This is a genomic window from Burkholderia sp. WSM2232 (genome assembly GCF_000472545.1).
In the GTDB taxonomy this organism is placed as follows: Bacteria; Pseudomonadota; Gammaproteobacteria; order Burkholderiales; family Burkholderiaceae; genus Paraburkholderia.
On sequence record NZ_AWZV01000015.1, the window covers coordinates 47,195 to 73,122 of the forward strand.

Genomic DNA, 25,928 nt, shown 5'->3' on the forward strand with positions numbered 1-25,928 from the left:
CGCGCGCCATCTAAAACAGGAGAAAAGTCGTGTCTATTCAGATTGGTCAAAGCCCCGGACGTATTTTCAACAGCGAAGGCGCGTCGATTTCGGGCAGTGCTGCGGCCGACGATTACAGCGGTGTGGACTTCAATCTGCTTGGTGCCGCTCAGGAAATCATGCTTTACGTGTCCGCAACGGTGCAGCAACTCGCCGCGCAGAAGTTTGCGACCATCAAAGCGAACTCGAAGCTTGCGCGCGACGCGCAGGAGATGGCCAACCGCGTTGACAGGCAGATCAGTAATGCGAAGGACGACAAGGTAGGAAGGCCTGAGGCAGACGTCATCAGGTTCATGCGTGACAACAACATCAACGTCGACAACCTGCCTATCGACACCTTCCTGAACAGGAATTTGACGAAAGGTGACCTGCAGGCAATCAAGGCTGCCCTCGACAACTTCGTCAGCCGCCAGACCGACATGGGCCAGCAGGACAACCTGGAGATCCAGAAACTGACCACGACCTTCAACTTCGTGATCGACGCTGTCAAAACCCTTATTTCAAGGGTCGGCGACCTCAATCAGGGCATCTACAACAAACTGTGATGAAAGCCCATACCACTACCGATCACACGCGGGCCATCGAGCTGGTGCAGGAACTCCTCTCGATGGGAGCCTCGCTGGCCGGCTTGCAGGGAGTTGACCGCGACGACCTCGAACAGGTTTATGCGTACGGCTACGCGCTGTTCGAGGGCGGCGACTTGGAAGCGGCGAGACGCACGTTTTATACGCTCGCTTACCTCGACAACAGTCGCTTCGAATACTGGCTGGCACTGGGGCTGACGCTGCAACGCATGGGCGAGCATAAGGAAGCGCTCGCCTGTTTCGCACGATCCGGTGCGATTGGCCTGTCGGATCCTCGTTCCGCTTATCTGGCAGGAGTGAGTTTCGTGATCCTTGGCAATCCGACTCACGCGAGCAAAGCATTCGATGCAGCGATCAAGTGGTGTGGGAAGCGGCCAGAGCATCAGGCGCTGCGCATGAAAGCGGAGCAATCGTTGGTCCAATGCAATAAATAGGAGAGTTGAATGAATCAGGCAGTAATGGCACAGGCGCGTATCGCCGCACGCGCCGCATCATCGCCGCTCGATGGCATTGACGATGCCGGGGGCGGCGAATCCGACGCGTCGATCGCCGGGAAGAAGACCCACCTTCATGTTGCGTCTGAACTCACCGTGAGTACGATCGCGCTGGAGCGCGGCCGGCAACGGGGCACGCAACCCGAGCAGCCGGCTGCTGCATTCCTGGTGCCGCCCGCGTCGCGCGTTGCGGCGACTCAGGCGCAAGCCGTCAGCGCATTGAGCAAGACACTGACGAAGCTCGGCGTGCCGGGTGCGGACACGGTCGCGCGCATGGCGCTCGGCGGCGAAACAGTACCGATGAGCGTAATGGCCTATGCGGTGGGCGTCGTCTCGCTGCAGTCGCTAAGCAATACCGTCCGCTCAGTCAGCAAAGCGCTCCAGATTCAGACGGATCGCCAGACCAAGGCCGTGCTTCAACGTCTCGAGGATTACCGCGAGCAGCTGCGCAAGCAGCAGGAGGAAATGGAGAAGGCGCGCAAGAGCAACATTTTTACCATGGCGTTCGATTGGGTTATCGGAGCGACTGAAGTTGTCGCCGGCATCGTGACACTCGCGTCCGGCAATGTGGCGGGCGGCACTGCGGAGATTCTCGCTGGCGTCATGGGTATCACAAAGGCAGCGTTGGAGACTGCCGCGCTGGTTGACGAAAAAGACGCGAAAGATTTCCTAGAAGTCGCCAACGGCATCGGCATCGCGCAGATGGTGATGGAAACCGTCTCGATGCTGGCGGGAGCAGGCCCCTATGGCGTGGCCCTGCGACTTGCGCTGAAGTCGGGAATGCAGGCAGGTAGCGCAGTGATCAATCTTCAGAAGGCCGACGCTCAAAAGGATGCGTCCGCAGCCGGCGTACGGATGGACTCTCAGCAGTATCTGATCGACGCGACGGAGAAAAGCCGCAAGCAGACCGTCGAGTTCCTGCGGGACCTGTATGCAAAAAATGCCTCGGTCGTGCGCGGGACCAGCGACATGATCAACTCAATGATGGAATCGCAACTGCGTATCGCCCGCAGCCTCGGTGGGGCTGCCGGACGCTTCGCCTGACGTGGAGGACCACTATGTCAAATCCAGTAACAGTCTCAGTGCAGCAAGGGCAGGGTTCTGCCGCATTCTTGAACCCGACTGTGAGCGGCAAGCTCGCTCATGTGGTTGAAGGACAGGGCACCTCAGTCGACGCTGCCGCAAAAGCGCAAGCCTATAGGGATCAGCTCGTCTCGTTCGCAGAGATCGGTCTGTTGATCGCGGTCGAATTCCAGAAGCTGCGCGATGCCGGCCGTAGCTACCTCAGTACTGCGCTTGTCAATGAATTCAAACAGATGCTCTACGTGCTCAAGAAGAAGAACGATGCGATCGACGAAAACTGGAACGCGGCCATCATCAAGAGTTCGTTCGAGTTCGCTGCAAGTTTCGTCACCTTGGCGGGTGCTGGACTTGGTGCGGCGGGCGGGTTGACCCAAGGCGCCTTTGCGGATGGTCTGCAGATCGGTACGAGGGTCGGAGAAGCAGGCGGCAAGCCGTTCTCCGCAGCCGGCGAGCTGTGGGCAGCCAGTCAGACGAAGGAAGCGCAACAGGACCAGGCCGAGGCCGACTTTGCTGCACAGAACGCCGAACGTTATGCGAAGAACATCGAGCGTCTCGAGGCGATGATGCGCGACGTGAGCGAGAAAGCCATGCAGACGCTTGCGACGTTCCGCGATCTGTATGAGCGATCTTCCAGCGCACTGAAGCTCGCGTAACCCCGATAACCCGAGGAGACCACCATGACAATGGCCGGAAACGATCCCGTCACGCGGTATCTTGATTCCCGCGGCTTTACAACGCGCATCGCCTACTTCGACGACAGTGAGTTCCAGCGCGGCATCGAGACGGTTTGGGGCGAGCTTGAAATTGTGTATCGCTTTGAAGCCGGCGTCCTGCTCGTTTGCCATGTGGCGGCCTTGCATGCTCCTCAGGGGATCAGCGGTGCCGTCAACAAGCTGGTGGGGTTGCTGCAGGACATCATACGCGAGGTGCCCGAAATCACCGAAGTCTGCGGCCTCGTGCCGCAAAGCGGACGCACGCTAGAGCAACGCGTCGCGCGCACACGCTACAAGCAGTTACTGGTCGCGCACGGCGCCACCGAAGTGGAGCGCGACGGTGAACCCTGGCTGACATTTGCAACCATGAGGGGTCTTGATTAGCGGCCGGCGAAAGCGACGTCGCCGGAACGATAACATTCGGGCTGTAGGCGTAATCTGCTGGTGTGCGAAACATTGGGCGAGGTCCATATCGCTCGTCAGCGCAACAACAGGAGCTTAGAAGTGAAAACGAGTTTGCAACATCAGGATGGATTCGATCGGCTGCTTGGGCAGTTCGGAGCCGAAGTCGGAATCAGCGATCTGACTTTCGACAACGACGGTCTGTGCCATATCAGGGTTGACGACGATTTGCCAATTACCTTTCGCCGCGATGACGAACAGAACCGCTTGTCGACCGTCGGCCTGCTTGCGCAGGCTTTGCCCGCGCTAGACCAGAGTGTGCTGCAGGACATTCTGAGTTTCAACATTGGTCCGCTGCGCGGCATTGGACCGGCTATCGGTCTTGAGCCGACCTCGGGAACGGTAGTGCTGTATCAGAACGTACCGCTTAACCAGCTCGACTCCCAACGCTTCCAAAGCATGTTTGGCGATTTCATCGAGACACAAAGGGAGTGGATGGCGCGCCTCGCGGGGTCGTCGGCGCCAGCGGCTGACGGGACCTTCCTCGCCGGCATGCGCTGATGCCGTGCATCATTGCCGCACCGTGCTCTGCTGGCACGGTGCCGGCTAGTCAGTCTTCTCGCCATCGACGGCCAGTACGCATAGCCTGATCGCTCGCGTGGCCTGAGCATTCCTGATCTGCTGCACGCTCGATGCGTGGGTCGCGGCTCCAGGTGCGCGCACGTCACGGACAGCACACGCTGACAAGAAATACAAACCAGTGGGCTTTTCCGGAAGACGATTTGCGATAGCAACCGCTACCGTATCGCCTTTTTGCGCGCGCCGTGCTGCGATGTCCGTGCCGATCGCGAGAGCAACGGGTGACTTTGCCCCGCCTCGCGTTTGCCGGCGGGGTGCCTGCGCATGCTGGGCGATTCCATGCCGTTAGTGCAGTCAGTCAACCTGCAGGGACGTGCGCCACGTGAGTCAGGTTCAGGTCATCACCCGATGCGGCCCAGATTCGTCAGCACGCATCATTGAACCATGTCATCAGATTAGCGAGGCGAGAAATGGGGGAGGTGCAGGTCGTTCTCTTCAGGCGCGCTGGATGCGTCGACCGTGCAGGCCAGCGCTGGCAGGTTGCCGACAACAAGGTTGTCGTGACCGACGCCGGCGCCAAGGCCCGGGGTGCGCGCGGCGATATCGACGCATATGTCTTTAACGCCGAAGAGTTGCGAGAACTCTACGTGGATATGCTTGGACTGCTCAGGAGCAATGAAGCCGCGCCGTTTTTCCGCGATCCGGTACGGGTGGTCTGCGCGTGCCCCGATGTGATAAGCGCGAGTTCGCGGCTCGGAGAAACGGATCGCCGCGCGATGTTGCGCTTTGTCTACAGCTACATGCTCAGCGTGGAGCCGGCATATTTCTCGCGCCTGCTCCATCACTTCGTGGACAGCAGCAGGGAGTTCTTCGAATTCGTGGAACGCAACAGTCTCAACCCCTGGCCGGTATCAGAGTATGCCGACGAGCTCGGCATTTCCATGCGCAAGCTGAACATGCTGTTCTATGAAAAATGCGGTGTCTCCGCGAAGCACTGGCTGCTCGAGCAGCGTCTTTCCAAGGCACGCGAGCTTCTGCTCGCCACTGACATGAAGATCACCGACGTCGCGCAGGAGTGCGGCTTTGGCAGCCATGCACACTTCAGTGAGAGTTTCAAGCGGCGCTTCAAGGACTGCCCTCGAAAATTCAGGCAGAAAAGCAATCCAAATTCGGACGCAACAGAGGATCAGACATGAATTTCGATTCGACGAATCCGGCCCAGCTGTACAACTCGTTCGAGCAGCAGACGGCGCGGCTAGGGCAAGAAGTAGCGGATATCGGCAAAAACGGCGATATGACCGACCCGAACCAGGCGCTTAAATTCCAGCAGGCCACGATGAAGTACCAGACGTTGATGGGCGCCAACAGCGGCTACATCGACATGATCAAGCGTTTGCTCAGCGGCATCATCCAGAAGATATGAAAGCCCTCGACCAAAGTGCACGCCGCCTGCTGATTCAGGCGGCCTTCGCGGCAGCGAATCATCGCCTTGCCTCCCAGATAGAAGCGCTATATGCGTTGTTGCCCGAGCTCGTCGACGACGAAGGCGACCGCCAGTTGTGCCGCGCCATCATGCTCGCTGGCCTGAACCGCGGCGACGAAGCGCTGGCGTTAATCGCCCGGCGGGACGATCCCGAAGCGCGCGCGGTGCGCGCGGTGCTCGCTGGCGAGGCCTTGCAGCATGACAGCGCAGGACCCGCGCCTCAGTCGGTCCGGAACCCGCTGCAGCGCGTGAGCGTTGGCCACCGCCACCAGTAAAACGCATATCCCCGACATTTCAAGGAACACATCATGGACATTGCGGTACTGAAGCTTGCAGCGAGTCAAATCGGAGCGCAGACAGAACAGACCGTCGTACCCGCCCAGGACGATATCGAAGCGTTCCAGCGCGCGGTCGACCGCAGTACGGGAAACCCGGACGAGGCCGTGATTGAAGCGCTTGGCGCTGCGGAGCGACACGCTATCCAGCCAATGAAGGATATCGATGCGGCGGGCGTTCAGCTGCTGGATCCGGCACAAATGCTGAGTGTGCAGAAGGGGCTGGCGAAGATGTCGGTGGATATTGATCTTGCTGCGAAAGCGGCGGGCTCGATTTCGCAAGGGATCAACAAACTGGTGACGATGCAATGAAAGCGCGAACACTCAAATGGAGCATCGTCTTCGCGGCCATCTTTCTTGCAGGATGCAAGGTTGAACTGTACAGCGGCCTACCGGAAAGCGAAGCCAACCAGATGCTCGCGCTGCTGATGCTCAAGCAGATTCCCGCGGAAAAGCAGGTCGGCAAGGGGGGCGCGGTCACATTGCAGGTCGAGCAGGACGCTTTCGTCAACGCGGTCGAGGTACTGCGCCAGAACGGCTTTCCGAAGACGGCACGCAAGAACATGAGCGACCTGTTTCCGTCCAACCAGTTGGTCACCTCGCCCACTCAGGAGCGCGCCAAGATGCTGTATCTGAAGGAGCAGCAACTCGAATCGATGCTGGGTGCGATGGACGGCGTGATCACCGCGAACGTGGCGATCGCGCAGGGCACCGACGAAAGCGGCAAGCAGACGGGCAAGCCATCGGCCGGCGTGCTGATCCGGTACTCGCCGGAGATGAATCTGGGCAACAAGGAAGCACAGATCAAGAGCCTGGTTCGTGACAGCGTGCCTGACATCGATGCGGCAAACATCACGGTCGTGCTACAGCCGGCGAACTATCGTTATGTTCCGGTGAACGCGACGGCGAACGCGATCGTAAACGGCGGACTGACACAACGGCTGCGCGCGCGTATCGAGTCGAACCCCGTGCTCGCGATCGGCGGGATGGCGTCGGCGGGACTCGCCTTGCTGTCGGCGCTCGGTGCGATCGTGTGGCTGGTGCGAAAGCGCGGTGCACCGCAGCGTCTGGCGCGACAAGCACATTGACTGATTGACCGATCCATCATTGATCTCTCGACGCACAGACGCTCCATAGGCCTCTTGTCATGACATCGCGTTCTCAGATGCCCGCCCGCGCCATGCAGTCACCAGTAGAGCCTTTGCTGGCCCGTCTCTATCAGCTCTCATGGACGCCCGGCGCGTGGATGCAGGAGCAATGGTGGGCGGCGCTCGACCTCGGGCACTGGAGACCGGTTTATGCGTCGCTGTCGAGCTGCCGTGCGGCCCTGGACTCGGCGATCGCGAAGCGACGTGGGTTTCCCGATGCGGTACTGCCCGCGAGTCTGACGGCGCAGCAGCGGCAGTTGCTGCGGCTGGAAGGGGGCTTGCGTAAGCACATGGTCGGCCTGGGCGTAGTAGGTCTCGGTTTGCAGCCCTATCTGCTGCTTGGCGAATATCGCCGGGCCCTGGCGCCTGCGCTCGATGCGCGCGCTTGCAATCAGTTGCTCGCGTTGGCGGCGCCGCCCGGTGCGACGTTTGTCGCCAGCATTGAGGCCGGGCGATTTCTCGATTACGCCACGTCGTACGGGCAAGCGTGGCTGGGCCGGCAGCTGCGCGGATGTCCGGTGTGGCGCGCGCTGGAAATCTGTTTGCCACCGCCAATGAGCATTGATTGCGACATTCCTTCGTCGTCGGCAATCGCAACCCTCTCGCGTCTGGAGCGTTACTTATGAACCACTTCGGTATCAGTGTGACCGAACTGGCGGGCGATGCGCCTTTGGGGCCTGTAATTCCGGCCAGGCAGTTCGCGCAGTATGTCAGCGAGACCGCGCGCCTCGGCACGGCCCGGCGGCGCTCGGCACAAGCGCTATGGCGCGCTCGACGCTTGCTCGCGCACGCGCGGCAGGAGGCTCGAGCGCGGGCGGTGGCGCAGGCAGACGCGCTGTTGCAGGAAGCCAGCGCGGCTGCGGCGCAGATTGCGCACGATGCGCGTCTGGAGGGACTCAATCAGACCGTCGCGTGGCTCGTCGAGGAGAGCCAGTTGGAGCAGATTGTGGCCGCAGGGCTCGAAGAGCGGTGCCGTGAACTGGTTTGTGCCGCGCTTCGCGCCTATGCGGCCGAGATGCCCGCAGACCAGTTGATCGCGAACCATGTCGCCGACAGGTTGGGCGAAATCGGCAGTCACGGCAGGCTGAATTTGCGCGTGCCGCCGCCGCTGCGGGACGCGGTCACAAAACGGGTCGCACAGCACATCGCACAGTCCACGCAGCCGGGAATAGAACTGCAGGTGGTCGCGGACGCCTCGCTCAATGAAACGCTTGCCGTGCTCGACAGTCCGTACGTGCAGGTTCGCGTGGATCTCGATGCTCATCTGGAAGCGTTGTTGAGCCAGCTCGCCGGCAAACCGCAAGGCAAGGAGGCGGGCGATGACGGCGATCGATAGAGCCGCGCTTGACACGAGGCAAACGGACTTTGGCGCGGCGCAGACAGGTACCGGGCGTGCAGGTGGGCCGTACCAGGTCGCGCCCGCCGCCACCGCCTCCGGCCTGCTCGCTGCTGAACTGGCGGAGCTCGAGCAGGACCAGCTAACGGAAGGCGAAGAAGGTGCCGCGCTGAACCTGGGCACGCGGCTGCGCGGCGCGCTATCGCCGCGCCGTCCAGACAGTTCGATGGCGCGTAGCGTGCTCGCCAGGATGAAGGCGGCGCTGGGCGATGCGCAGCGAGCGCACCTCGACGGCTTGCTGGCGCAGTTCGAGGCGCTCGGCGACGAGGAAGAGCCCGTGCGGGTTCTGCGCGATGCAGGCCTCAGCGATGGCACGATTGCACTCGTTATTGCGTCGTTGCATGCGCGCGCGCTCGACGCGCGGCGCAAGCGTTTGAACGCAGCATTGCAGGCGCTGCTCGCCGAAGGTGCCGATTGGGCCCTCGAGCTCTTCAGCCTGCTGGAACTAGGCCCGCACAGTGCGGCCACCTCGAATGAGCTGAGGCAACTGTATGAGCGGGCCGGCGAGCGCTTGGCGGGTCTCGCCCGCTGGTTTGCCGAATTCAGAAAGACGCGTGAGCGGCGCGCGAAAATCAGGATTCTGGTGCGGGTGCTTGGACTGGAGCTATCGAATGGCGGCGCTCGCGACAGCGATCCGAAGCTTGCCGCCACCATCATCGATCTCAAACGCCTGCTCATCTTTCTCGGCGTCGAGGAACAGTGCCAGTACGTCGCGCAGTCTCTGGAGACAGCCGGCCTGGACGGCGAGCGCGTCCTCTCAAGCGTGCTCGCGATGATCGACGAGGCACTTCTCTATCCCGACTGGCTTTATGAGGAAGCAACGGAACTGGGCCTGCGCGGCGAGCACGCGGCGCACTACTGTCAGCGCTTGCTACAACTGGTGAAAATGCTGCCCATGCCATGTTTCAACGACCTCGAGCATCGCTCACAGGTGATTGACACCTTGCTGCTGGTCGCCGAACACTACGAGACGCAGTAGCCTCGGTGTGTCCGGCCGTACCGGGCTCCGGTCGTGGCTTGTCGCTGTCCTTCCATTACCGTTTCAGGTGCCGGTTAGCACCTGTGCCCCTTCATATGCGCCTACACGGCGATGCGTTTATTGACGCGATTGCTTTGCCGACCTGCGCCAGGCGAATTCAGGTCATCGCCTGATGGGCCGCAGCGCCGCGGCAAAGCAACATGGCGTAAAAGGAGGCGAACCGATGGATTCCATTGCGGACCCACAGCCCGATGGCATGCTGGACCTGACGCTCACGCGCAACCTTGAAGCCTTTTTCCGGCTGCTTGGCATGAAACGCGCGCGCATCGCAGCCGCAATCGAGCTGAACCACGGTGGGCACCGGACCTTCGTCGAAGTGCGCAACCAACGGATCATGCTGACGCTCGCCGCACCCATTGATGCGTGGCAGCGTGCCCCTGCGCTCAGGTCGATAGCTTCGCGCTGGCGGCCCGAACGCACGGCCGGCGTCGCGGTGCGCGGATGCCTGGCGACGGGTTATCTGTGCGTCTCCTGCGTGTTGCCTGCCGCAAGCAAGGCTGATTTCTGGCTGCGCCTCTACCGGGTCATGCTGGAACTGCTCGAGTCATCTCTGAGGAACGAAGAATGAAGCGCATTATCGAATGGCTGAATTTCGCCGGGGGGCGTCAGGAGATGCTGCTAGCCGTGATGCTCATGGTAGCGGTATTCATGATGATCATGCCGCTGCCGACGTTTCTCGTCGACGTGCTCATCGCGCTCAATATCGCACTGTCGATCCTGCTGCTGCTGACCGCCATCTCGACACGCGAGCCGCTCGAGTTCTCGGTGTTCCCCGCGTTTCTGCTGATTACGACGCTGTACCGGCTCGCGCTGACCGTGAGCACCAGTAAGCTGATCCTGTTGCAGCACGATGCGGGCGAGATCGTCTATGCGTTTGGCAACTTCGTTGTGGGCGGCAACCTCGCGGTTGGTATCACTGCGTTCGCGATCATCACGGTCGTCCAGTTCATCGTAATCACCAAGGGCGCTGAGCGGGTCGCGGAAGTGGGCGCGCGTTTCTCCCTCGACGGCATGCCTGGCAAGCAGATGAGCATCGACGGCGACATGCGCGCCGGGGTGATCGATGCCGTCGAAGCGAAGCGTCTTCGCTCGCTTGTGCAGAAGGAAAGCCAGCTCTACGGCGCGATGGACGGGGCGATGAAGTTCGTCAAAGGCGACGCTATCGCGGGCATCATCGTGATTCTGGTGAACATCATCGGTGGGGCACTAGTGGGCATATTTCAGAACGGGATGGACGCATCGCAAGCAATCTCCGTGTATTCCGTTCTTTCGATCGGCGACGGCTTGATCGCGCAGATTCCCGCGCTGATCATCTCGGTGGCGGCCGGCATCATCGTAACCCGGGTGCCTGGCGAGGAGCGCGAGAGCCTCGCAAGTGAACTCGCAGGCCAGGTCACGCGCCGTCCACAAATGCTGTTCATGATCGCGGGCATGCTGACCGTATTCGCCGTCGTGCCCGGCTTCCCGGTAATCGTATTTGTGCCCCTGGCCGCTGCCGCCGCCGGCATTGGCTTCCTTGCGCTGCGCCGCGCAAATCGGGCGGCCGCGGCCGGTAACGATCCGCACGGCGAAGCAGCGGGCGCCGCCAGCATGACGCCGGGCGCTGATGCACTGACGCTGCGCTTCGCCCCCGGTCTCGTCGACGACGCCGTACTTGCCGATGCACTGGAACGCCTACGTCTCGGTACCTTCGAAAGACTCGGCGTGGCCGTGCCGCCCATCCGCCTGAGGGCCGACGGCTCCCTGAGCCCCGATACCATCGACGTTGCGCTCTACGGCGAGACAGTGCTGACTCAGCGCGTCCCTTCGGGTCTCCTGCTACTCACGAAACAGGGCATGGATGCTCCGGCCGCGGCGCAGGTCGACCGCTTGCCGTTCGGCGGTTTCGTGCTCAACTGGCTCGAGCCGGCTGCGGCGGACGCGCTACTTGCAATAGGGGCGCCTGTGGCACGCGACGAGGACCGCATCGCGTACTGCATGTCGCTGGTGATCGACCGGTTCGCCCAGGAGTTTGTCGGTGTCCAGGAAACGCGTCATTTGATGGACGCGATGGAAGAGCGCTATCCGGAGCTGGTCAAGGAACTGCAGCGGCAATTGCAGATTGGCAAGGTGGCGGAGGTGCTGCAACGACTCGTCGCCGAGCGCGTCTCGATCCGCGATCTGCGCACCGTCTTTCAGGCGCTGATTGAATGGGCACCAAAGGAAAAGGAGGCAGTCATGCTGAGCGAGTACGTGCGGGTGTCGCTGCGACGGCAGATCATCGGACGCCATGCGAACCTGCAAGGCCAGGTCGGAGTATGGCTCGTCGGCGAACACATTGAAAGCCTGATTCGCAATTCGATCCGGCAGACCGCGGCGGGTTCGTATTCGACGCTGTCGCAGCAGCAGATCGACACGCTTCTCGCGCGGGTTCAGGCCTCGCGCGCGGGTCGCGAGGATCGCAACGGCGCGCTGCTCACGGCGATCGACGTGAGGCGCTTTCTGCGCAAGTTCATCGAACGCGACATGTTCGATGTCCCGGTGCTGTCTTATCAGGAGCTGGGCGAGGACGCCAATCTGAAGGTGCTCGGCAATATCGACCTCGACGAGGAGTTAAGCGATGCGCTTGATTGATCCAAAGCGTCTTTCACAACGGCTCGGCGCGAAGCTCACTGTCCCCGGATTCGGGAGCGCTGCAACGCTCGCCGGGCGCATCGTCGAGGCCGGTCCGACGCTGATCAAGGCCACCTTGCCTGGCGTAGCGATGGGCGAGCTATGCGTGATCGAGCCAGAGGGCATGCAGGCTGAAGTCGTGGCGCTCGACCGTGAGGTCGCGCTACTGTCACCGTTCGCAGAGCCCGTCGGGTTGCGCGTCGGCCAGACTGTGCGTCCTCTGGGTGCAGGCCATCAGGTCGTGGTCGGCGACCATCTCGTCGGCGGCGTTGTCGACGGGCTGGGGAGGCCGCTCGTCGGTCTACCGGCGCGCGGACAGCCAGAACTTCGTGCCCTCGACGCGGCGCCGCCTGATCCGCTCACGCGGCGTCTGATCGACGAGCCGTTGCCACTGGGCGTGCGTGCAATCGACAGCGCGCTCACCTGTGGACGCGGCCAGCGGGTCGGCGTATTCGCTGCGGCGGGTGGCGGCAAAAGCACTTTGCTCGGAATGATTTGCGACGGCGCGCAAGCCGATGTGATCGTGCTTGCGCTCGTTGGCGAACGCGGACGCGAGGTGCGGGAATTCCTCGACCAGATATTGTCGGCCGACGCTCGGTCGCGTTGTGTCGTGGTGGTGGCGACCTCGGACCGTCCGGCGCTGGAGCGTCTGAAGGCGGCGTACACGGCCACCACGATCGCCGAGTATTTCCGCGACCAAGGCAAAAATGTGCTGCTGATGGTCGACTCGTTGACGCGCCTCGCCCGTGCTGGCAGAGAAATCGGTCTTGCGTCGGGAGAGCTGCCGGCGGCCGGCAGCTATCCGCCGAGCGTGTTCGCGCGCTTGCCGCGTTTGCTCGAACGCGCAGGCAATTCGGCGACGGGTAGCATCACCGGCATCTACACCGTGCTCGTCGAGGGAGACGACATGAACGAGCCCATCGCGGATGAAGTGCGCTCGCTGCTCGACGGCCATATCGTGTTATCTCGCAAGCTCGCGCAGATGCATCACTATCCGGCAATCGACGTCCTGGCGAGCGTGAGCCGGGTAATGAACATGGTCACGGACCCCGCGCACCAGACGCGCGCCGGCCGGCTCAGGCGTTTGCTCGCCCGCTACAGGGAGATCGAATTGCTCGTCCGGGTAGGCGAGTATCAACGAGGCCAGGACCCCGAAGCGGACGAAGCGCTGGAGCGGCGCTCGCTGCTGGACCGGTTCCTGCGCCAGTCGCGAACCGAACGGAGCAGTCTTGACGAGACATTGCGCCAGTTGGCACAGGCCGTGGGGGAGTGACATGGAACGCGCCGCATTGCAGGAACTACTGCAACTGAAGAAACTCCGCGAGCGCGGTTTGCGCAACCGGCTGTCCGCGCTCGCGCAGCGCGAAGCGACGCTCAACTGCGAACGGCGCGAAGCGCACGAAACCCGCCTACGGCTGCGCTCCGAGCGCGACGAACTGTTTGCAGAGCCGCCGGCCGTTGGGCCACTGGCGTTTCGAACGCTCAAGATGCAGCTCACGCGATGCTACGAAGAGTCCAGAGCCGCAAGTGAAACCAGCACTCAGATCGATACCAGCCTGGTTCTGCTGAACGAGGAGCGTAACGACACGCTTCTCGGACTCAATCGTAACGCGCGCGAGCAGGAGAAGCTGTCGAGCTTGATGGAGGAACTCGATGGCTATTGATCCGGCTGGGCGCGGTGGGGGGGTGCCTTCGCAGAACCGGCAGCGACGGCAGCCCGCAGTGTCGGACGAGCAGGAGCGACGGTTTAGGGACAAGCTCGGCGAGCGGCGCAAGCCTGAAGCCGAGCACGGCAGCGACGCAGATTGGGGGGAAGCGAACAGCCCCGGCGAGGACGGCGACACGATCGATGGATCTGCATTCGCGTGGTCCGGCGCACCTTCGTGGATGTCTCTCGGCGTCGCCGGGCTCGCCGCGCGAGCCGCGTTACAGGGTCATTCTCCTGAAGCTGGCCGGGCACGGGGCGACGCGCCGGCCGGGAGTGCGCCGCTGGAAACTGCTTCGGGCCTCGATCAGCCGGGCCCCGGCGACGCACGCCTGAATCCCGTAGCACGGGTCGATGGAGCGCTGGAAGTTCGGGTTGTGGGTGGCGCCTGGGATGGACTGAGTATCGCGCTCACGGATGCGGGCGGGCCGTTGCAAATCCGCCTGCGTGCCGTGGATCGCGACCAGAGAAGCCGTTTGCAGACGCTACGGCGCGCCTTGCACGATGCGTTGACGGCGCGCTTCGACCGCGATGTGTCGATCGCAATTGAGGGAGACGACGATGAAGATGCATGAGTGGACGCAAGACGACCTTACGCTTGCAGTAGCGAAACGCGGAGGTGCGGACGCGACAAGGGATGAGCATGCCGTGTCGTTCGGCTATCGTCAGCTCGGCGGCGAGGGATTGATACTGAATCTCAGCGTCAATGGCCGCGATGTGCGCGCATGGGTCGCGGAAGCGGAATTTTGCAACTGGGTCGCTCCTGTGCTGACAGCGCCGTCTTTCGACGCGTTTCCAGTCGATCTGACCGCGGCTGTCGCGGCATGGGCGCTTGCCCCCTTCGCCGGATTCGTGTTGGAACGAGACCTGGGCCTGGTCGCTGTGAGCGCGATTGCGCGGGGCGCGTGCCCGGTCGCTTTCGACTGCACGATCACGCTCGCGCGTGAGGACGCCCGGCTTGCTATCCGTCCTCTCGAATGGGATGTCGACGTCCTCAGGCATATCGCTGCCGCAACGCCGCGCGCGGCGCTCGACGCCGCCCACACGCTGTCCATTTCGCTTGTGGCGGGATGGGCTTGGCTCAAGCAGTACCAGTTGGAAGCGCTCAACACTGGCGACGCGATCGTGCTCGATGTGGCTGCCGATGTGAACAAGGGCGAAGCGTGGATGTTCAAAGGAGGTCCGCTCGCGAAAATCGTGTCATTGGAACCTGCATGGCGGGTGGAAAACGTGATGAACCGTATAGAAACCCAGATCAGTTCACTCATGGCCGCAGGCGTGCATGAGTTGCCAGATGGCCCCGCGCAGCGGGCAGAGCCTCGGAAACGGCCAGAGTCGCCGGACATGGATGACTCTCACGCAATGCCTGACGTGCAAGAAGCCGGGCAGTCCCACGCCCGTTGCGCGGCGACCCTGCTCGACGATGTACCGTTTGCGCTCACGGCCGAGATTGCGTCAATGGATGTGCCGCTTGCCGCGCTGCGCGACCTCGCGCCCGGGCAAGTGTTGGACCCTTGCATGTCGGCCGACGGCCGCGTGTCGTTGAAGGTAAACGGCACGGTGATCGGGCTGGGGAGGCTAATCCGGATGGGTGGCCGTTTGCTCGTCAGGATCGAATAAGCTTCGTGCGCAGGCCGCGCCGGGACGCGCGTTCGCGGCCCGCCCACCGCCAGGATGAGAGCACCCGCTCAGCGAGGCGAGTTTGCGGTATTGCCCCCACGGCGCCCCGTGAATCTCAGGTCTGCGCCTGATGCTGCGAAGCGGACAGATGAATGAGAATTCGCCCATACATCAATGGAAGCGAATCATGTCTTTTGCCAGCAACCCCATCCAGTTGATCGCGGTACTGTTCGTGTTGTCGCTGCTGCCGCTGATCGCCATTCTGGGTTCTTCGTTTCTGAAGATCTCGATCGTGCTCTCGATGCTGCGCAATGCACTCGGTATTCAACAGATACCGCCGAACATCGCCATCTACGGCCTGTCGCTGATCCTGACGGCCTTCATCATGGCGCCGATTGGAATGGCGATTTCCGACAACCTGAAACAGGTGCAGATTTCAGCGGACGCGCCCGACTTCTACCAGCAGGTCGACCAGAACGTTCTTAAGCCTTACCGCGGCTTTCTCGCCAGACACGCGAAGCCGGAGCAGGTCAAATTCTTTTCGGACATCGGCAAAAAGATGTGGCCGGAGGAATATAGAAGCCGTATCCCGGATGATTCGCTCGTTGTTCTGATGCCCGCCTTTGCGGTTGGCCAGCTGATCGAGTCGTTCAAGATCGGCCTGCTTCTGTATTTGCCGTTCATCGCAATCGATCTGATCGTTTCCAACGTGCTGCTGGCTATGGGCATGATGATGATGTCCCCTATGACCATCGCGTTGCCGCTCAAACTGCTGGTCTTCGTGCTCGTCGGCGGCTGGGAGCGTTTGCTCGCTCAACTCCTGGCGTCGTACTCATGAGCAGCGTCGTCATCACCCAACTCGCGTCGAATCTGTTGTGGCTCGTGCTGCTGCTGTCTCTACCGGTGGTCGCGACTGCGGCCATCGTAGGGGTCGGCGTCAGCCTGATACAGGTTCTCACCCAAGTGCAAGATCAGACGATCCAGTTTCTGATCAAGCTGGTCGCGGTGTGCATCACACTGGTGCTTACCTATCACTGGATGGGCTCGGAACTGATCAACTACACAACGGCAATCTTCGATCAGATCAGTCTGATGGGGAAGTGAATGGCTCACTGGACTACCTTTGTTCCGACGCTTGCACTTTGCATGATGCGCCCGCTGGGCGTTTTCATCCTGCTGCCGCTCTTTACGAGCCGCAGCCTGGGCGGCAGTCTCGTGCGCAACGCGCTGGTGCTGTTGATCGCATTGCCGCTGCTTCCTGCCTATCTCGGGGCGCCGGTGCTGGCTTCGGCGGGCAGCGGTCCTGATCTGGTGCTGCTGTACGCGCGTGAGGTGGTTATCGGCGTGCTGATCGGCTTTAGCGCGGCGCTGCCGTTCTGGGCGATCGACATCGCCGGTTATGTGATCGACACCATGCGCGGCACTTCCATCGCATCGGCGATCAACCCGGCGCTGGGCGAGCAGTCGTCGATCTTCGGAATTCTGTTCTCGCAGATTCTGTCGGTGATTTTTCTCGCTTCCGGTGGTTTCAACACGCTTCTGACCGCGATCTACGACTCGTATCTCGCCTTGCCCCCGCGGGTGGGACTTGCCATCGAACCGGGGTTGATGCGCTTTGTCAGCGGGGAATGGCGAATGATGATGGACCTGAGCATCGCGTTCGCGTTGCCTTCCATCGTTGGCATGGTGCTGGTCGATGTCGCGTTCGGCTTCATTAATCGGGCCGCCGAGCAACTGAACGTCTTCTTCATTGCCATGCCCGTCAAGAGCGGTGTGGCGCTGTTCGTCATCGCCATTGGCGTCGGTTATGCCCTTGATGGCTTCAATGCGCGCTTTAGTGGCTTTAACGCAGTATCGGCGCAATTGACAGGATTTCTTCAATGAGCGAAAAGACCGAACAGCCTACCGAAAAAAAGCGCCGCGATGCCCGGCAAAAAGGCCAGGTGGCGAAAAGCGTCGACCTGACGACCTGTGTTCAACTGGTCGTTGTACTTGCATTCTTCTGGTTCGGGGGGCCGGCAATGTGGAAGAGCATGCAAGACATGGTCGTCGTTACGGTCGATTCCGTGAACCTTCCAGTAGAGACCGCCGGCAATCAGATTCGTGATGCGTTCTTTGCGCTGTCGCTGCAGTTTCTTGCACCACTGTGCGGCATTCTGCTGGTCTCGTCGGTGGCCTCGATCGTCGCGCAGGTCGGAGTCGTGATAAGTCCCGAGGCTCTGTCCTTCAAGGTGGACAAACTCAACCCTGTCAACAATGCCAGACAGTTCGTCTCAATCAAGCGACTGATCGAATTTGCCAAATCGCTGCTCAAGTGTGTGGTGGTCACGGCGATCTTCTATTACCTGATGCGTAGCCATCTCGGCTCACTCCAGTTCCTCTCTTTGGCTGGTGCCGAGTCCGGGGTCAGGCTGACCGCGAGGCTCGTTCAAAGCCTGTGGGCTGCGTTGATCGTCGTCTATATCCTGATCGGCGGCCTCGACTTCGCGTGGCAGCGTTTTCAGTTGACCCGCGACCTGAAAATGTCGCGCGACGAAGTTCAGCGGGAGTACAAGGATACCGACGGCAATCCGGAGATCAAGAGAAAGCGCAAGGAAGTGCATCGCGACATTCAAGGCAGCAATCTGGCGAGCAACGTGAAGAAGTCGAGCGTGCTGGTTCGCAATCCCACTCATATCGCCGTTTGCCTCTATTACAAACCAGGCGAAACGCCACTGCCGCAAATCCTGGAGATGGGTGTCGATGATGTGGCCAAACGAATGGTGCAAATCGCGGCAGCCGCTGGCGTGCCGATGGTGGAGCACGTCGCCGTTGCAAGAACGCTCTACGCCGGCTCCGAGGTGGGCGATTACATTCCGACGGCCTTGTTCGACCCGGTTGCGCAGATTCTGCAAGCGGTCGGCGCACTCGACGGGAACGAGAACGACGAGGGGATAAACCGATAGATCCGTGCGGGTTCCGGAAGATTGGTTGGCGTTGCAGCGCTAGTCTCGCTTGGCACAACTACAGCAGGAGCAGGCATGGTATCGACAGTTGCAGTAGCACTCAGCCCGTATAGGTTCGATAGTTCGTCCGATATCGCTGTACAACCGGATCGCCGACCGGGCTTCAACGTTGTGCGGATGCTGGAGGACGGTTTTGTCTTCGACGGTGTGCGCCTGAAGTACCGGCCGGGTGTCGATCATAGAGGGTCATTCGAGATCGACGCGGTCGGCTGGAAATCGCTGGCCAAACTGGTCCTGGGTTTGTCCGACAGCCGAGAGGGAACCGGCTGGAAATCGTTCGCAAGCGGACTTTTCGGTTGGTCCGATCGCCAGAAGGGCCGGTTATCCCGCTACTCTGCGATGCTCGACGATGCGGCGAAACAACTGGCTTCTCAAGGTGCCGCCCCTGCGACGACGTTCGCGGAACAACTCGCGGCAAAACGGTTGAAGATAACCGAGTTGAGGGCCGGCTTCAGCATTGGCGAGCGAACCTATCAGGTGCGAACGAGCAAAGGCGGCACGGTCGCCGTCGAGACGACCAGTGACCTTAGGCGGCTCATGATGATGATCACGCAAAGCCGGGAAGAATATGCGGCGCACCGCGAAACCGCGAAAGCAATCGACGCTGCCTTCGCTGCACTCGATGCCGCCGAGCACGAACTGAAAAAGGCAGGCGATGCGGGGCACGCCAGCGCGCCATCCGTGCAGAGACTACTTGAAACAGGGACAGCCGGAGTGCGACTGGACGACCTTGATGACGTGGACGATGAACTCATGCCGCTGGAGCAGAAAATCCACGACGCCGCGCAGCGCGCGCTGACCAGAAGCTATTCGCGGCGTGATGCATCTGCGCGCCAGCGCGACGCCCAAGGCGCGGCGGACCCGGGCGCCGGTTTGAAGGAGATGCTGCTTGAGAACATTACGTCCGACGTCGCGCACAGGCGAATCAGCGGCATGACGTTGGCAGAGGTGGCCTCTCGCGGACACGTTCCCTCTCCGGACGCGCCCCAAACGGCGCCGGAAACGGCGGATTGAGCCGGCAAGAAAAGAAAGCGGAATACCTAGAGCGCCCCAGGCATTCGTCCGCGAGAATCAGCCGTCCCGAATCCAGCATGTTGATGGGTGCACGGGTCGGGTCCAGTCAACGGCTAACATGACGAGGTGTATAACGGCATGCTTTTCCAGTTCAAAACGCGTTCTGGCGGCGAAGCGACATGGCGCGCGAGCCAATCAACCGCGGTAAAAAACATCGCGCGCACGGCCTTCTTTTCAATGCTTGCGCTTGTCTGTGCCGGCGCCTCGGCACAGGCCCCGGACGCCGAACGCTGGGAGTATAGCGGCACTCGCGGGCCGCTTCACTGGGGCGCGATAAGCGGAGATTTCCGGGAATGCGCGGCCGGTCACAACCAGTCGCCTATCGCGCTTGGATCGAACGCCACCACACGGGGCGCCGCCCCTCAGTTTGGCGTTGACTATCAGTCCGCAAAGGTGACGCTTGTCAACAACAAGCACACGATACTTGCCAGCGTGAGCGATGCTTCCGCCACGATGACATTGCAGAGTCGCGCGTACCGGCTCGTGCAGTTCCATGTACATGCGCCAGCCGAACATACGATCAAGGGCAAGCGCTATCCGCTCGAGTTCCATTTCGTCAATAGGGACCCGCAAGGCCGCCTCGCCGTACTTGCCGTGATGGTCCGCAGGGGCAAATCGAACCCCGCTTTTGCACCGTACCTGAGCGCGCTGCCGGGTCTGCCGGGGCCATCGGCCAGTCAGCAGGCTTCTGTTCCTGTTACGGTCGATCTCGCGCATATGCTGCCGACTGACCGCCACAACTCATACGTCTACAACGGTTCGCTGACCACACCGCCTTGCACCGAACAGGTCGACTGGGCAGTGCTTGCTCACCCAGTCGAGATGTCGGCCGAACAGATTGCGGCGCTCGGCGCCATCGTGCACGGCAACCGGCGGCCCATGCAGAACGGCAACCACCTGGCGGTCTTCTACGAGCGATGACGACGCAAAAGAATAGCTGCCCTCGATGAGCGTCTGAGCAAGACGATCGCTTGCAGGCGCGCCATCCGCTGGCGCAGTTGGCACCTGGTGAAAGCTGTGCATAAGGCATCTTCCATCAGCGCGACGTGCTTTCCGCAGCTCGTCCTCGCCCTTGTCCGATTGATCCGATCGCTCAGAAATATGAGCGCTTGCGCAATGGCGCGGGGCCACGGTCACGGCGATACTGATTGCACACCGGGTCGGCAATACAAAGCCGGTCCGCATGAGCTTCACGCAATATCCCAGGCGCGCGAGGCAAAGGCCAATCTACATCGAGGACAAGGCAATGAGAGAAGCCATACAGTCTCTTTCCCAGTTTTCAACCCCAATCGCGTACGTGGGCGGACAGCGCGCGATCCAGACTTCCGATGACACGCCGAGCCTTATCGAAATGTCTCAATCCGTTGTCACTGAGCACAACTACCACCGATACGCGGCAGCCGCGATGGGCGTACCCGTACCGGGGCTCGACAGAGCATTCGTCGATGCGCTTCCGGCAGGCGGCGAACGAGGGCAGCTGCACCCGAAAACGCTCGAATTGCTTGCGTACCTGTATGCGAAGTTCGACGAAACCACCGTGTTTCCCGGAAGCGGCGAAACCATGAGCCACGAGCGCGTGTTGAAGTTGATGGCTGACGACTCGGGTTTTGGCGGAGTCCACGCACTGACCCCCGACAACCATTTTGCCGGAGTGAAAAGAGTCGGTCTAGGCGGCGAGCACTTCAAGCTGCTCTTTCCCGATGACAGTGAGCAGGACGTCGTCCGCCCCGAAATACGCGACGATAATTTTGAGCCTATCGATGCGCCAATGAGCCACCGACAAACGATCGAAGTCATGCGCGCCATCTCGGTCGTGCTGCAGGAGCGGGCGAATGCCGACGGACTGACCAACCAGGCGGGTTACTGGGCTCTTCCTCCGATGGCGCAAACGATGAGCACGCTCATAAGGTACCCCGATGTACTAAAGGAACAACTGCACGAATTCGGAGGGCTCTCTGAGGCAAGGGACGAAAACGGACTAACAATGCTGCACCACATTGCGCGCGTGAAAGCCGACGACGTTCGCCATGACCAAGTCATGGAATCGCTCGACCAGCTGCTACGAAGCGAAGGCGTCGAATTCCGCAAAGCCGTCCACGAAAAAGAGTCGCTGATGCGCTTTGTCGTTCGCGAGGTGGCCAGCGAGCGGGTGCTTGACAGGTTCATGGCCAGTGCAAGTGAACGGGGTTTCGATCTGAACGGCGAAATCGACGAAAACGGCACGTCGATTCTCGATGCGATCGTCCAATCGCATCAGAAGGGCATGAGCGGCACTGCCGCGACAACCGGTCCGGCTGGAATGGCCACCGCACTCGCGCGGGACAAGCTCGTTGAAGCAGCGGTGCGGTATTACCCCGGAATCGTCGATGCCGGCCAGGAGGCGCAGGGCAGATCGCTGCTGGCTCTGCTCATGCAGTTCAGCGAGCATGATGCCGATTTCGCCTCTGCGCGCGCGGTGTTGAGGCTCTATCCTGATGCGGGCATCCAGTTTTATCCGGGCGACCAGGCGGCGGCACGCCTGAGCGCCGCAACGAAAATGGCGCTGAATACGCCAGGTCGAGGACTCGCGATGCTGGAGAGCCTCGGCAACTTGCAAGAGAAGTTGAAAAAGTACTCGGGGAACCGGCAAAAAGCAAGCGCGTGAAAGGGATAGGATGGATCCTCCCGTGATTACCTCGCGCAGGATCCGGCAACCTGTGACGCACGCCGATCGGGCCGGCGTTTCGCAACGCGAATCTCCGGCGACATGGAACTGCAATTCGCTCTGACTAGCATGGGCGCTTTGCATGACGCGATGCCTTAAGAAAACTGTAGAAAAAATTCTACTTGCCGTTAACTGACGAGAATAGTGAGGTCGACATGAGTTGGTGGAAATTGTTTCGAGGTGGTCATCACGGCGGTGGCGGCCACAGCCGGAATGAATATGGTCATGGTCGGCATGGCAGCGGCCGCGATCACCATGCGGCAGACCGTTTGCATTCGCCGGTCGAGGCGCCGTGGGTCGACAGCCGCCGGAGCATTGAATCGGCGGCCACAGCCGTGGGCAGCGTCGTATGCCCGAAGTGCCGGACGTCCGCGAGTTCGAGCGCCCGCTTTTGCGGTCAATGCGGAACGGCTTTCGCGCCCATTGCCTGCGGTCAATGCAACGCGCCGGGGCAGGTCGGCGCGCGGTTCTGCCAGCAGTGCGGCAACCCCTTCGTCTGAAGGCGGACAGCTCGTTTCACATGCGTAAAAAGTCGCTGGACTTCGATGGCGCGTTATCAGTACCGACGCCAGCACAGCCGGCCAGATATTGAGTATTTCGGGACCACAAATAGACGGGGCCATAATGAAAAACGAATCAGGCCATGCTGATCACTCGCATTCGTCGAGCAGCGGGCAGAGTCGTCGCGGAGCCGGCCATGAGCATGCCCACGGGCACGGGCATAGCCACGGTGCCGTCACGACCAATGAAACACGGATTGCCGTGGCGTTTGGGATCATTTTTGTCTTCATGTTCGTTGAAGTGATTGGCGGCGTTTGGTCCGGCTCGCTCGCGTTGCTGGCCGATGCCGGGCACATGGTGTCCGATGCGGTGGCGCTGGGGCTCAGCTGGCTTGCACTACGGCTTGGCCGGCGAGCGGCCAATGACCGGCTGACGTTCGGCTACCGGCGCTTTGAGATACTGGCGGCGTTTGCAAATGGTTGCACGTTGTTCGTGATCGCCGGCTGGATCGGATATGAGGCGGTTCGCCGGTTATTCGAGCCCGTGACGGTGTTGGGTGGACCGATGCTGGTCATTGCGCTGGCGGGCTTGCTTGCAAACATAGTCGCCTTCCTGGTTTTGAATGGAGGCGATCGGTCCAATCTGAACATGCGCAGTGCCTGGCTGCATGTGTTGGGCGACATGCTGGGTTTCGTCGTCGCATTGATCGCCGCGGGGGTCATCATGATCACCGGGTGGGCGCCTGTCGATCCGCTTCTTTCGGTGCTCGTTGCCATACTGATCCTGCGCAGCGCGTGGGGCATCGTCAAAGCGTCTGCGCATGTTCTGCTCGAAGGTGTGCCCGAAGGCATGACGCTCGCCGAAATCAAGAGCGATCTCGAAGGGGCGCTGCCAGAGGTCGAGGAAGCGCACCACATTCATGCATGGTCGGTCACCCCGGAGCAGATCCTGGTCACTTTGCATGTCAGGTCCCCGATAGGGGTGAGCGCCTCCGATGTCATCCTGGCAGTGCAAGGCAGGCTGAAAGAGCGATTCAACGTCGGTCACACGACGGTGCAGGTGGAGACACGAACGGGCGACGGCGAATGTGCGGTGGATCAGCTCGTTTGCCAGGGTACGACGTAGTGCGGTCGGAACAAGGGGTGTAATTAAAGACGGACGACGGCGGGCGAATGTGGCAAGTTGGCAGAGTCCTGCGTATTTTTGAATCTGCAATTGCGTCAGCGAGAGCCATATCGTTATCCATAAGCGGAAGCGCGAGCAAGGGTTTTAGCAGGCATCTGGTAACTCCCGGCTTCTTAAGCGCAATTGCTTTGCTTCGAGGATGGAGTTTATTGACGTCACGCAACTAATGCCGTCACTCGGGCTTTCTGCATCCTTCGCCCCGTTATTGTTCCTGCTGAGGCTTCCCGGCGTGTTGAGCGCTATTGGACCGGTCGTGGCCCCGCGGCGCAATCTGGCAGGTGCGCAGGTGGTGTTTTTTCTACCGGTACATGCCTTGTAGAAACGCCGCTGTCGTGCCGGCAGCGGACCTTCCGCGCGAATTTAGAAAAGGTTCAGCAAGTTTTGCCGATGTACTTTTATTGATTGCATTAAGGTAAGACAGTCGTTAATCTTTGCGGCGTAGTGCGGTCCCCGCATTGCAAGCAATAACGAGTTAATGAAAAAGCGGCTACCGGTCTGAAGGCCGGCGGCATACCCGGGGGATTCATGGAACCGCTGCTTCGCGATTTGGGCTTATGCAATGTCGCCACGCCGTTAGGGGGCGGCGTTAGGGAAGGCGAGGCATTCGCTCGCATGGAAAGCGAAATCCGCAAGCTGACGGATATTCATGGCGACGGTGCGGTCGACTGGCTCCTTGTCGGCAGTCAAGGCGTTCTGATCTTGCGTGAGCAGGGTAAAGACCTGGCAGTCGGTGTATGGCTCGCGGCGGCGTGGTTCAACACAGCCGACCTCGAGGGGCTCGCAATGGGCATCCACGTATTGCGGGACCTGATCGAGCGGCATTGGGAGACCATGTCGCCCCCCCTCGCACGCTTGCGTGCCCGCCGAAATCTCATCGAGTGGTTATTTGACAAGCTCGAGCAACGTGCAACGGCTGACGCGCTCACCGCAATGACGCCGCTTGGGAGCGACGCGCAGGCGGAGCTTGTTAAAGACTGGAATGCGATCGACACCTTCTGGCGTGAGCAGGACTCCGATGCCCCTGCATTTTTCCGGCTCCATCACCTCCTTGCGAGTTTGCCGGTAACAGAGCCGCTCACAGCGCAGCCGTCAGTCGACGAGCAGGCAGCCACGCAGCCCGGGGGCGCTCAGCCAGTCGCGGCGCAAGACCCGCAGCCCGCCGCTCATCGGGACGAAGAACCGAGCGCGGCGCCGACGCAATCCACTATGGCGCCGGCTACTGTAGTGCCGTCGGCCGGCGCACGGATTGCCATGCCTGCCATTGTGCCGACGCCGGTAGTTGTGCCGCCTGACGGCGCGGATCCGGCTCAACTCGAGAGTGCTGTCGAGCAGGCGCTGCGTTCTCTCGCGCCCACGCTCGACGTATGCCTCGACGCCGCGCCGTCGCAAGCTTACCCGTACCGGATCTCCTGCTCCCTTGCGTGGGCGTTGGTGGAAGCGACGCCTGCCGCGATCGACGGCGTCACGCGCATTCCGCCGCCGCCGCAAGCTGAGCGCTCCGTGCTTGAGCAATTGATCAAGGGTACTGCGCCATTTGCCGTGGCCCGATATGCACAATCCCGGCTGGCCGCATTCCCTTTTTGGCTCGACCTGTGCCGTCACACCTACGTGGCGCTCAGTTCAGCAGGCGCGTCAAGCGCGGCTGCTGCGGTTGCAACTCAGGCGCGCTCGTTCGTCGAGCGCCTCCCAGATATAGCGGATCTGCGGTTTTCCGACGGCATGCCGTTCGCTGATGACGAGACCCGCGCATGGTTGGGAAGCATTGGTCCCGCAGCGCGGGGCAATAGCGGCGAGCGTGCCGGCGACTCCCTGGAGCTGGCGTTCGTCGAGGCTCGCGCGCAGTCAGCAAATGGCCGGCTCTACGATGCGTTGAAGGCGCTCGAGCGCGAGTACGCGGACGCAGGTTCGGCGCGCGACGGCTTGCGCGTGCGCCTGACGCAGTGCGAACTCGTGCGGGACTTCGGCGAGGCGAGTACCTTGGGGCCGCTCGTGTCTCCCTTGCTGGATCAGGTCGAAAAATACGGGCTTGCGCAATGGGAGCCGAAGCTCGCCCGCGACGTACTGAAAATCGCTGCAGCCGCGGGCCATGGGCGCGACGATCATAAGCAGGATCGGCTCCTTGCGAATCTGGCTTCATTGGACTTTGCATCCGCCTGGCAGGTCCAGGGCTCGCGTAACCCTCAGTGA

Annotated in this window: 31 protein-coding genes; 30 read left to right on the plus strand and 1 reads right to left on the minus strand. The window is 61.2% G+C overall.

The features are described 5' to 3' along the window. The first annotated feature begins 29 nt into the window (after positions 1 to 29). The 27 genes from F757_RS33595 to F757_RS0115560 all read left to right on the plus strand — a co-directional run bounded on the left by F757_RS33595 (position 30) and on the right by F757_RS0115560 (position 21,995). Entirely contained in the window at positions 30 to 584 is a 555-nt protein-coding gene (locus tag F757_RS33595; RefSeq protein ID WP_051376777.1) for a hypothetical protein, read from the plus strand. Beyond that, the gene (locus F757_RS0115435) at positions 584 to 1,057 is read left to right on the plus strand and encodes a SycD/LcrH family type III secretion system chaperone (RefSeq protein WP_051376778.1); all 474 of its coding nucleotides are present in this window, start codon (positions 584 to 586) and stop codon (positions 1,055 to 1,057) included. Before F757_RS33595 ends, F757_RS0115435 begins: the two co-directional genes overlap by 1 nt. A gap of 24 nt (positions 1,058 to 1,081) precedes the next feature. Then, positions 1,082 to 2,161, plus strand: coding sequence for a type III secretion system translocon subunit SctE (gene sctE, locus F757_RS0115440; protein ID WP_027212183.1), 1,080 nt, complete (start codon positions 1,082 to 1,084; stop codon positions 2,159 to 2,161). A 14-nt stretch (positions 2,162 to 2,175) separates the two neighbouring features. Beyond that, positions 2,176 to 2,853: a hypothetical protein gene (locus F757_RS0115445; RefSeq protein WP_156923626.1), complete on the plus strand. Its 678-nt coding sequence runs from the start codon at positions 2,176 to 2,178 to the stop codon at positions 2,851 to 2,853. A 24-nt stretch (positions 2,854 to 2,877) separates the two neighbouring features. Then, positions 2,878 to 3,297, plus strand: coding sequence for a hypothetical protein (locus tag F757_RS0115450; protein ID WP_156923628.1), 420 nt, complete (start codon positions 2,878 to 2,880; stop codon positions 3,295 to 3,297). Positions 3,298 to 3,369: 72 nt separating this feature from the next. After that, positions 3,370 to 3,876: a type III secretion system chaperone gene (locus F757_RS0115455; protein WP_035466890.1), complete on the plus strand. Its 507-nt coding sequence runs from the start codon at positions 3,370 to 3,372 to the stop codon at positions 3,874 to 3,876. A gap of 488 nt (positions 3,877 to 4,364) precedes the next feature. After that, positions 4,365 to 5,090 (plus strand): helix-turn-helix transcriptional regulator, encoded by a 726-nt coding sequence (locus tag F757_RS0115460; protein WP_027212187.1) that lies wholly within the window; start codon positions 4,365 to 4,367, stop codon positions 5,088 to 5,090. Further along, the gene (locus tag F757_RS33600; protein ID WP_035466893.1) at positions 5,087 to 5,317 is read left to right on the plus strand and encodes an EscF/YscF/HrpA family type III secretion system needle major subunit; all 231 of its coding nucleotides are present in this window, start codon (positions 5,087 to 5,089) and stop codon (positions 5,315 to 5,317) included. Before F757_RS0115460 ends, F757_RS33600 begins: the two co-directional genes overlap by 4 nt. Continuing rightward, complete coding sequence (locus F757_RS33605) at positions 5,314 to 5,652, plus strand: EscG/YscG/SsaH family type III secretion system needle protein co-chaperone (RefSeq protein ID WP_051376779.1); 339 nt, start codon at positions 5,314 to 5,316, stop codon at positions 5,650 to 5,652. The genes F757_RS33600 and F757_RS33605 overlap by 4 nt, the downstream gene beginning before the upstream one ends. Positions 5,653 to 5,685: 33 nt before the next feature. Continuing rightward, entirely contained in the window at positions 5,686 to 6,024 is a 339-nt protein-coding gene (sctI, locus tag F757_RS33610; RefSeq protein ID WP_035466896.1) for a type III secretion system inner rod subunit SctI, read from the plus strand. Continuing rightward, a complete protein-coding gene (gene sctJ, locus F757_RS0115480) occupies positions 6,021 to 6,800 on the plus strand; it encodes a type III secretion system inner membrane ring lipoprotein SctJ (protein ID WP_027212188.1) in 780 nt (259 codons plus the stop codon). Before sctI ends, sctJ begins: the two co-directional genes overlap by 4 nt. 77 nt (positions 6,801 to 6,877) lie before the next feature. Next, complete coding sequence (locus tag F757_RS34675; protein WP_198021402.1) at positions 6,878 to 7,486, plus strand: type III secretion system domain-containing protein; 609 nt, start codon at positions 6,878 to 6,880, stop codon at positions 7,484 to 7,486. Beyond that, positions 7,483 to 8,196 (plus strand): hypothetical protein, encoded by a 714-nt coding sequence (locus tag F757_RS0115490; RefSeq protein ID WP_027212189.1) that lies wholly within the window; start codon positions 7,483 to 7,485, stop codon positions 8,194 to 8,196. The genes F757_RS34675 and F757_RS0115490 overlap by 4 nt, the downstream gene beginning before the upstream one ends. Continuing rightward, on the plus strand, positions 8,180 to 9,235 hold the full coding sequence (locus tag F757_RS0115495) for a TyeA family type III secretion system gatekeeper subunit (RefSeq protein ID WP_027212190.1): 1,056 nt from the start codon (positions 8,180 to 8,182) through the stop codon (positions 9,233 to 9,235). The genes F757_RS0115490 and F757_RS0115495 overlap by 17 nt, the downstream gene beginning before the upstream one ends. A 223-nt stretch (positions 9,236 to 9,458) precedes the next feature. Continuing rightward, positions 9,459 to 9,863: a hypothetical protein gene (locus F757_RS0115500; RefSeq protein ID WP_156923630.1), complete on the plus strand. Its 405-nt coding sequence runs from the start codon at positions 9,459 to 9,461 to the stop codon at positions 9,861 to 9,863. Then, a complete protein-coding gene (gene sctV, locus F757_RS0115505; protein ID WP_035466899.1) occupies positions 9,860 to 11,908 on the plus strand; it encodes a type III secretion system export apparatus subunit SctV in 2,049 nt (682 codons plus the stop codon). The genes F757_RS0115500 and sctV overlap by 4 nt, the downstream gene beginning before the upstream one ends. Continuing rightward, positions 11,895 to 13,220 carry an EscN/YscN/HrcN family type III secretion system ATPase gene (locus F757_RS0115510; RefSeq protein ID WP_027212193.1) on the plus strand — a complete coding sequence of 442 codons (1,326 nt, stop codon included), beginning with the start codon at positions 11,895 to 11,897 and terminating at the stop codon, positions 13,218 to 13,220. Before sctV ends, F757_RS0115510 begins: the two co-directional genes overlap by 14 nt. A 1-nt stretch (position 13,221) precedes the next feature. After that, positions 13,222 to 13,611 (plus strand): hypothetical protein, encoded by a 390-nt coding sequence (locus F757_RS0115515; protein ID WP_027212194.1) that lies wholly within the window; start codon positions 13,222 to 13,224, stop codon positions 13,609 to 13,611. Continuing rightward, positions 13,601 to 14,227, plus strand: a complete 627-nt coding sequence (locus F757_RS0115520) for a hypothetical protein (protein ID WP_156923632.1) — start codon at positions 13,601 to 13,603, stop codon at positions 14,225 to 14,227. The genes F757_RS0115515 and F757_RS0115520 overlap by 11 nt, the downstream gene beginning before the upstream one ends. Further along, complete coding sequence (gene sctQ / locus F757_RS0115525; RefSeq protein WP_027212196.1) at positions 14,214 to 15,272, plus strand: type III secretion system cytoplasmic ring protein SctQ; 1,059 nt, start codon at positions 14,214 to 14,216, stop codon at positions 15,270 to 15,272. The genes F757_RS0115520 and sctQ overlap by 14 nt, the downstream gene beginning before the upstream one ends. Positions 15,273 to 15,459: 187 nt before the next feature. After that, entirely contained in the window at positions 15,460 to 16,110 is a 651-nt protein-coding gene (sctR, locus tag F757_RS0115530; RefSeq protein ID WP_027212197.1) for a type III secretion system export apparatus subunit SctR, read from the plus strand. After that, on the plus strand, positions 16,107 to 16,376 hold the full coding sequence (gene sctS, locus F757_RS0115535) for a type III secretion system export apparatus subunit SctS (protein ID WP_027212198.1): 270 nt from the start codon (positions 16,107 to 16,109) through the stop codon (positions 16,374 to 16,376). The genes sctR and sctS overlap by 4 nt, the downstream gene beginning before the upstream one ends. Further along, a complete protein-coding gene (gene sctT / locus F757_RS0115540; RefSeq protein ID WP_027212199.1) occupies positions 16,377 to 17,156 on the plus strand; it encodes a type III secretion system export apparatus subunit SctT in 780 nt (259 codons plus the stop codon). Next, on the plus strand, positions 17,153 to 18,217 hold the full coding sequence (locus F757_RS0115545; protein ID WP_027212200.1) for an EscU/YscU/HrcU family type III secretion system export apparatus switch protein: 1,065 nt from the start codon (positions 17,153 to 17,155) through the stop codon (positions 18,215 to 18,217). The genes sctT and F757_RS0115545 overlap by 4 nt, the downstream gene beginning before the upstream one ends. Positions 18,218 to 18,292: 75 nt before the next feature. Then, complete coding sequence (locus F757_RS0115550; RefSeq protein ID WP_156923634.1) at positions 18,293 to 19,291, plus strand: hypothetical protein; 999 nt, start codon at positions 18,293 to 18,295, stop codon at positions 19,289 to 19,291. A 237-nt stretch (positions 19,292 to 19,528) separates the two neighbouring features. Continuing rightward, positions 19,529 to 20,272, plus strand: a complete 744-nt coding sequence (locus F757_RS33620) for a carbonic anhydrase (RefSeq protein WP_198021403.1) — start codon at positions 19,529 to 19,531, stop codon at positions 20,270 to 20,272. Positions 20,273 to 20,597: 325 nt separating this feature from the next. Further along, positions 20,598 to 21,995 (plus strand): hypothetical protein, encoded by a 1,398-nt coding sequence (locus F757_RS0115560; protein WP_198021404.1) that lies wholly within the window; start codon positions 20,598 to 20,600, stop codon positions 21,993 to 21,995. 188 nt (positions 21,996 to 22,183) lie between these two features. Here the strand turns inward: F757_RS0115560 and F757_RS36595 are convergent, their stop codons facing one another. Then, positions 22,184 to 22,330: a hypothetical protein gene (locus tag F757_RS36595; protein WP_232221418.1), complete on the minus strand. Its 147-nt coding sequence runs from the start codon at positions 22,328 to 22,330 to the stop codon at positions 22,184 to 22,186. Between the two features lie 60 nt (positions 22,331 to 22,390). Here F757_RS36595 and F757_RS36600 point away from each other — a divergent pair, with 60 nt between their 5' ends. From F757_RS36600 to tssA, 3 genes are all read left to right on the plus strand, one after another. Further along, positions 22,391 to 22,555 (plus strand): double zinc ribbon domain-containing protein, encoded by a 165-nt coding sequence (locus tag F757_RS36600; RefSeq protein ID WP_232221417.1) that lies wholly within the window; start codon positions 22,391 to 22,393, stop codon positions 22,553 to 22,555. Positions 22,556 to 22,679: 124 nt separating this feature from the next. Then, positions 22,680 to 23,681, plus strand: a complete 1,002-nt coding sequence (locus tag F757_RS33625) for a cation diffusion facilitator family transporter (protein ID WP_084530887.1) — start codon at positions 22,680 to 22,682, stop codon at positions 23,679 to 23,681. A 585-nt stretch (positions 23,682 to 24,266) separates the two neighbouring features. Continuing rightward, a complete protein-coding gene (gene tssA, locus F757_RS0115580; RefSeq protein ID WP_084530889.1) occupies positions 24,267 to 25,928 on the plus strand; it encodes a type VI secretion system protein TssA in 1,662 nt (553 codons plus the stop codon).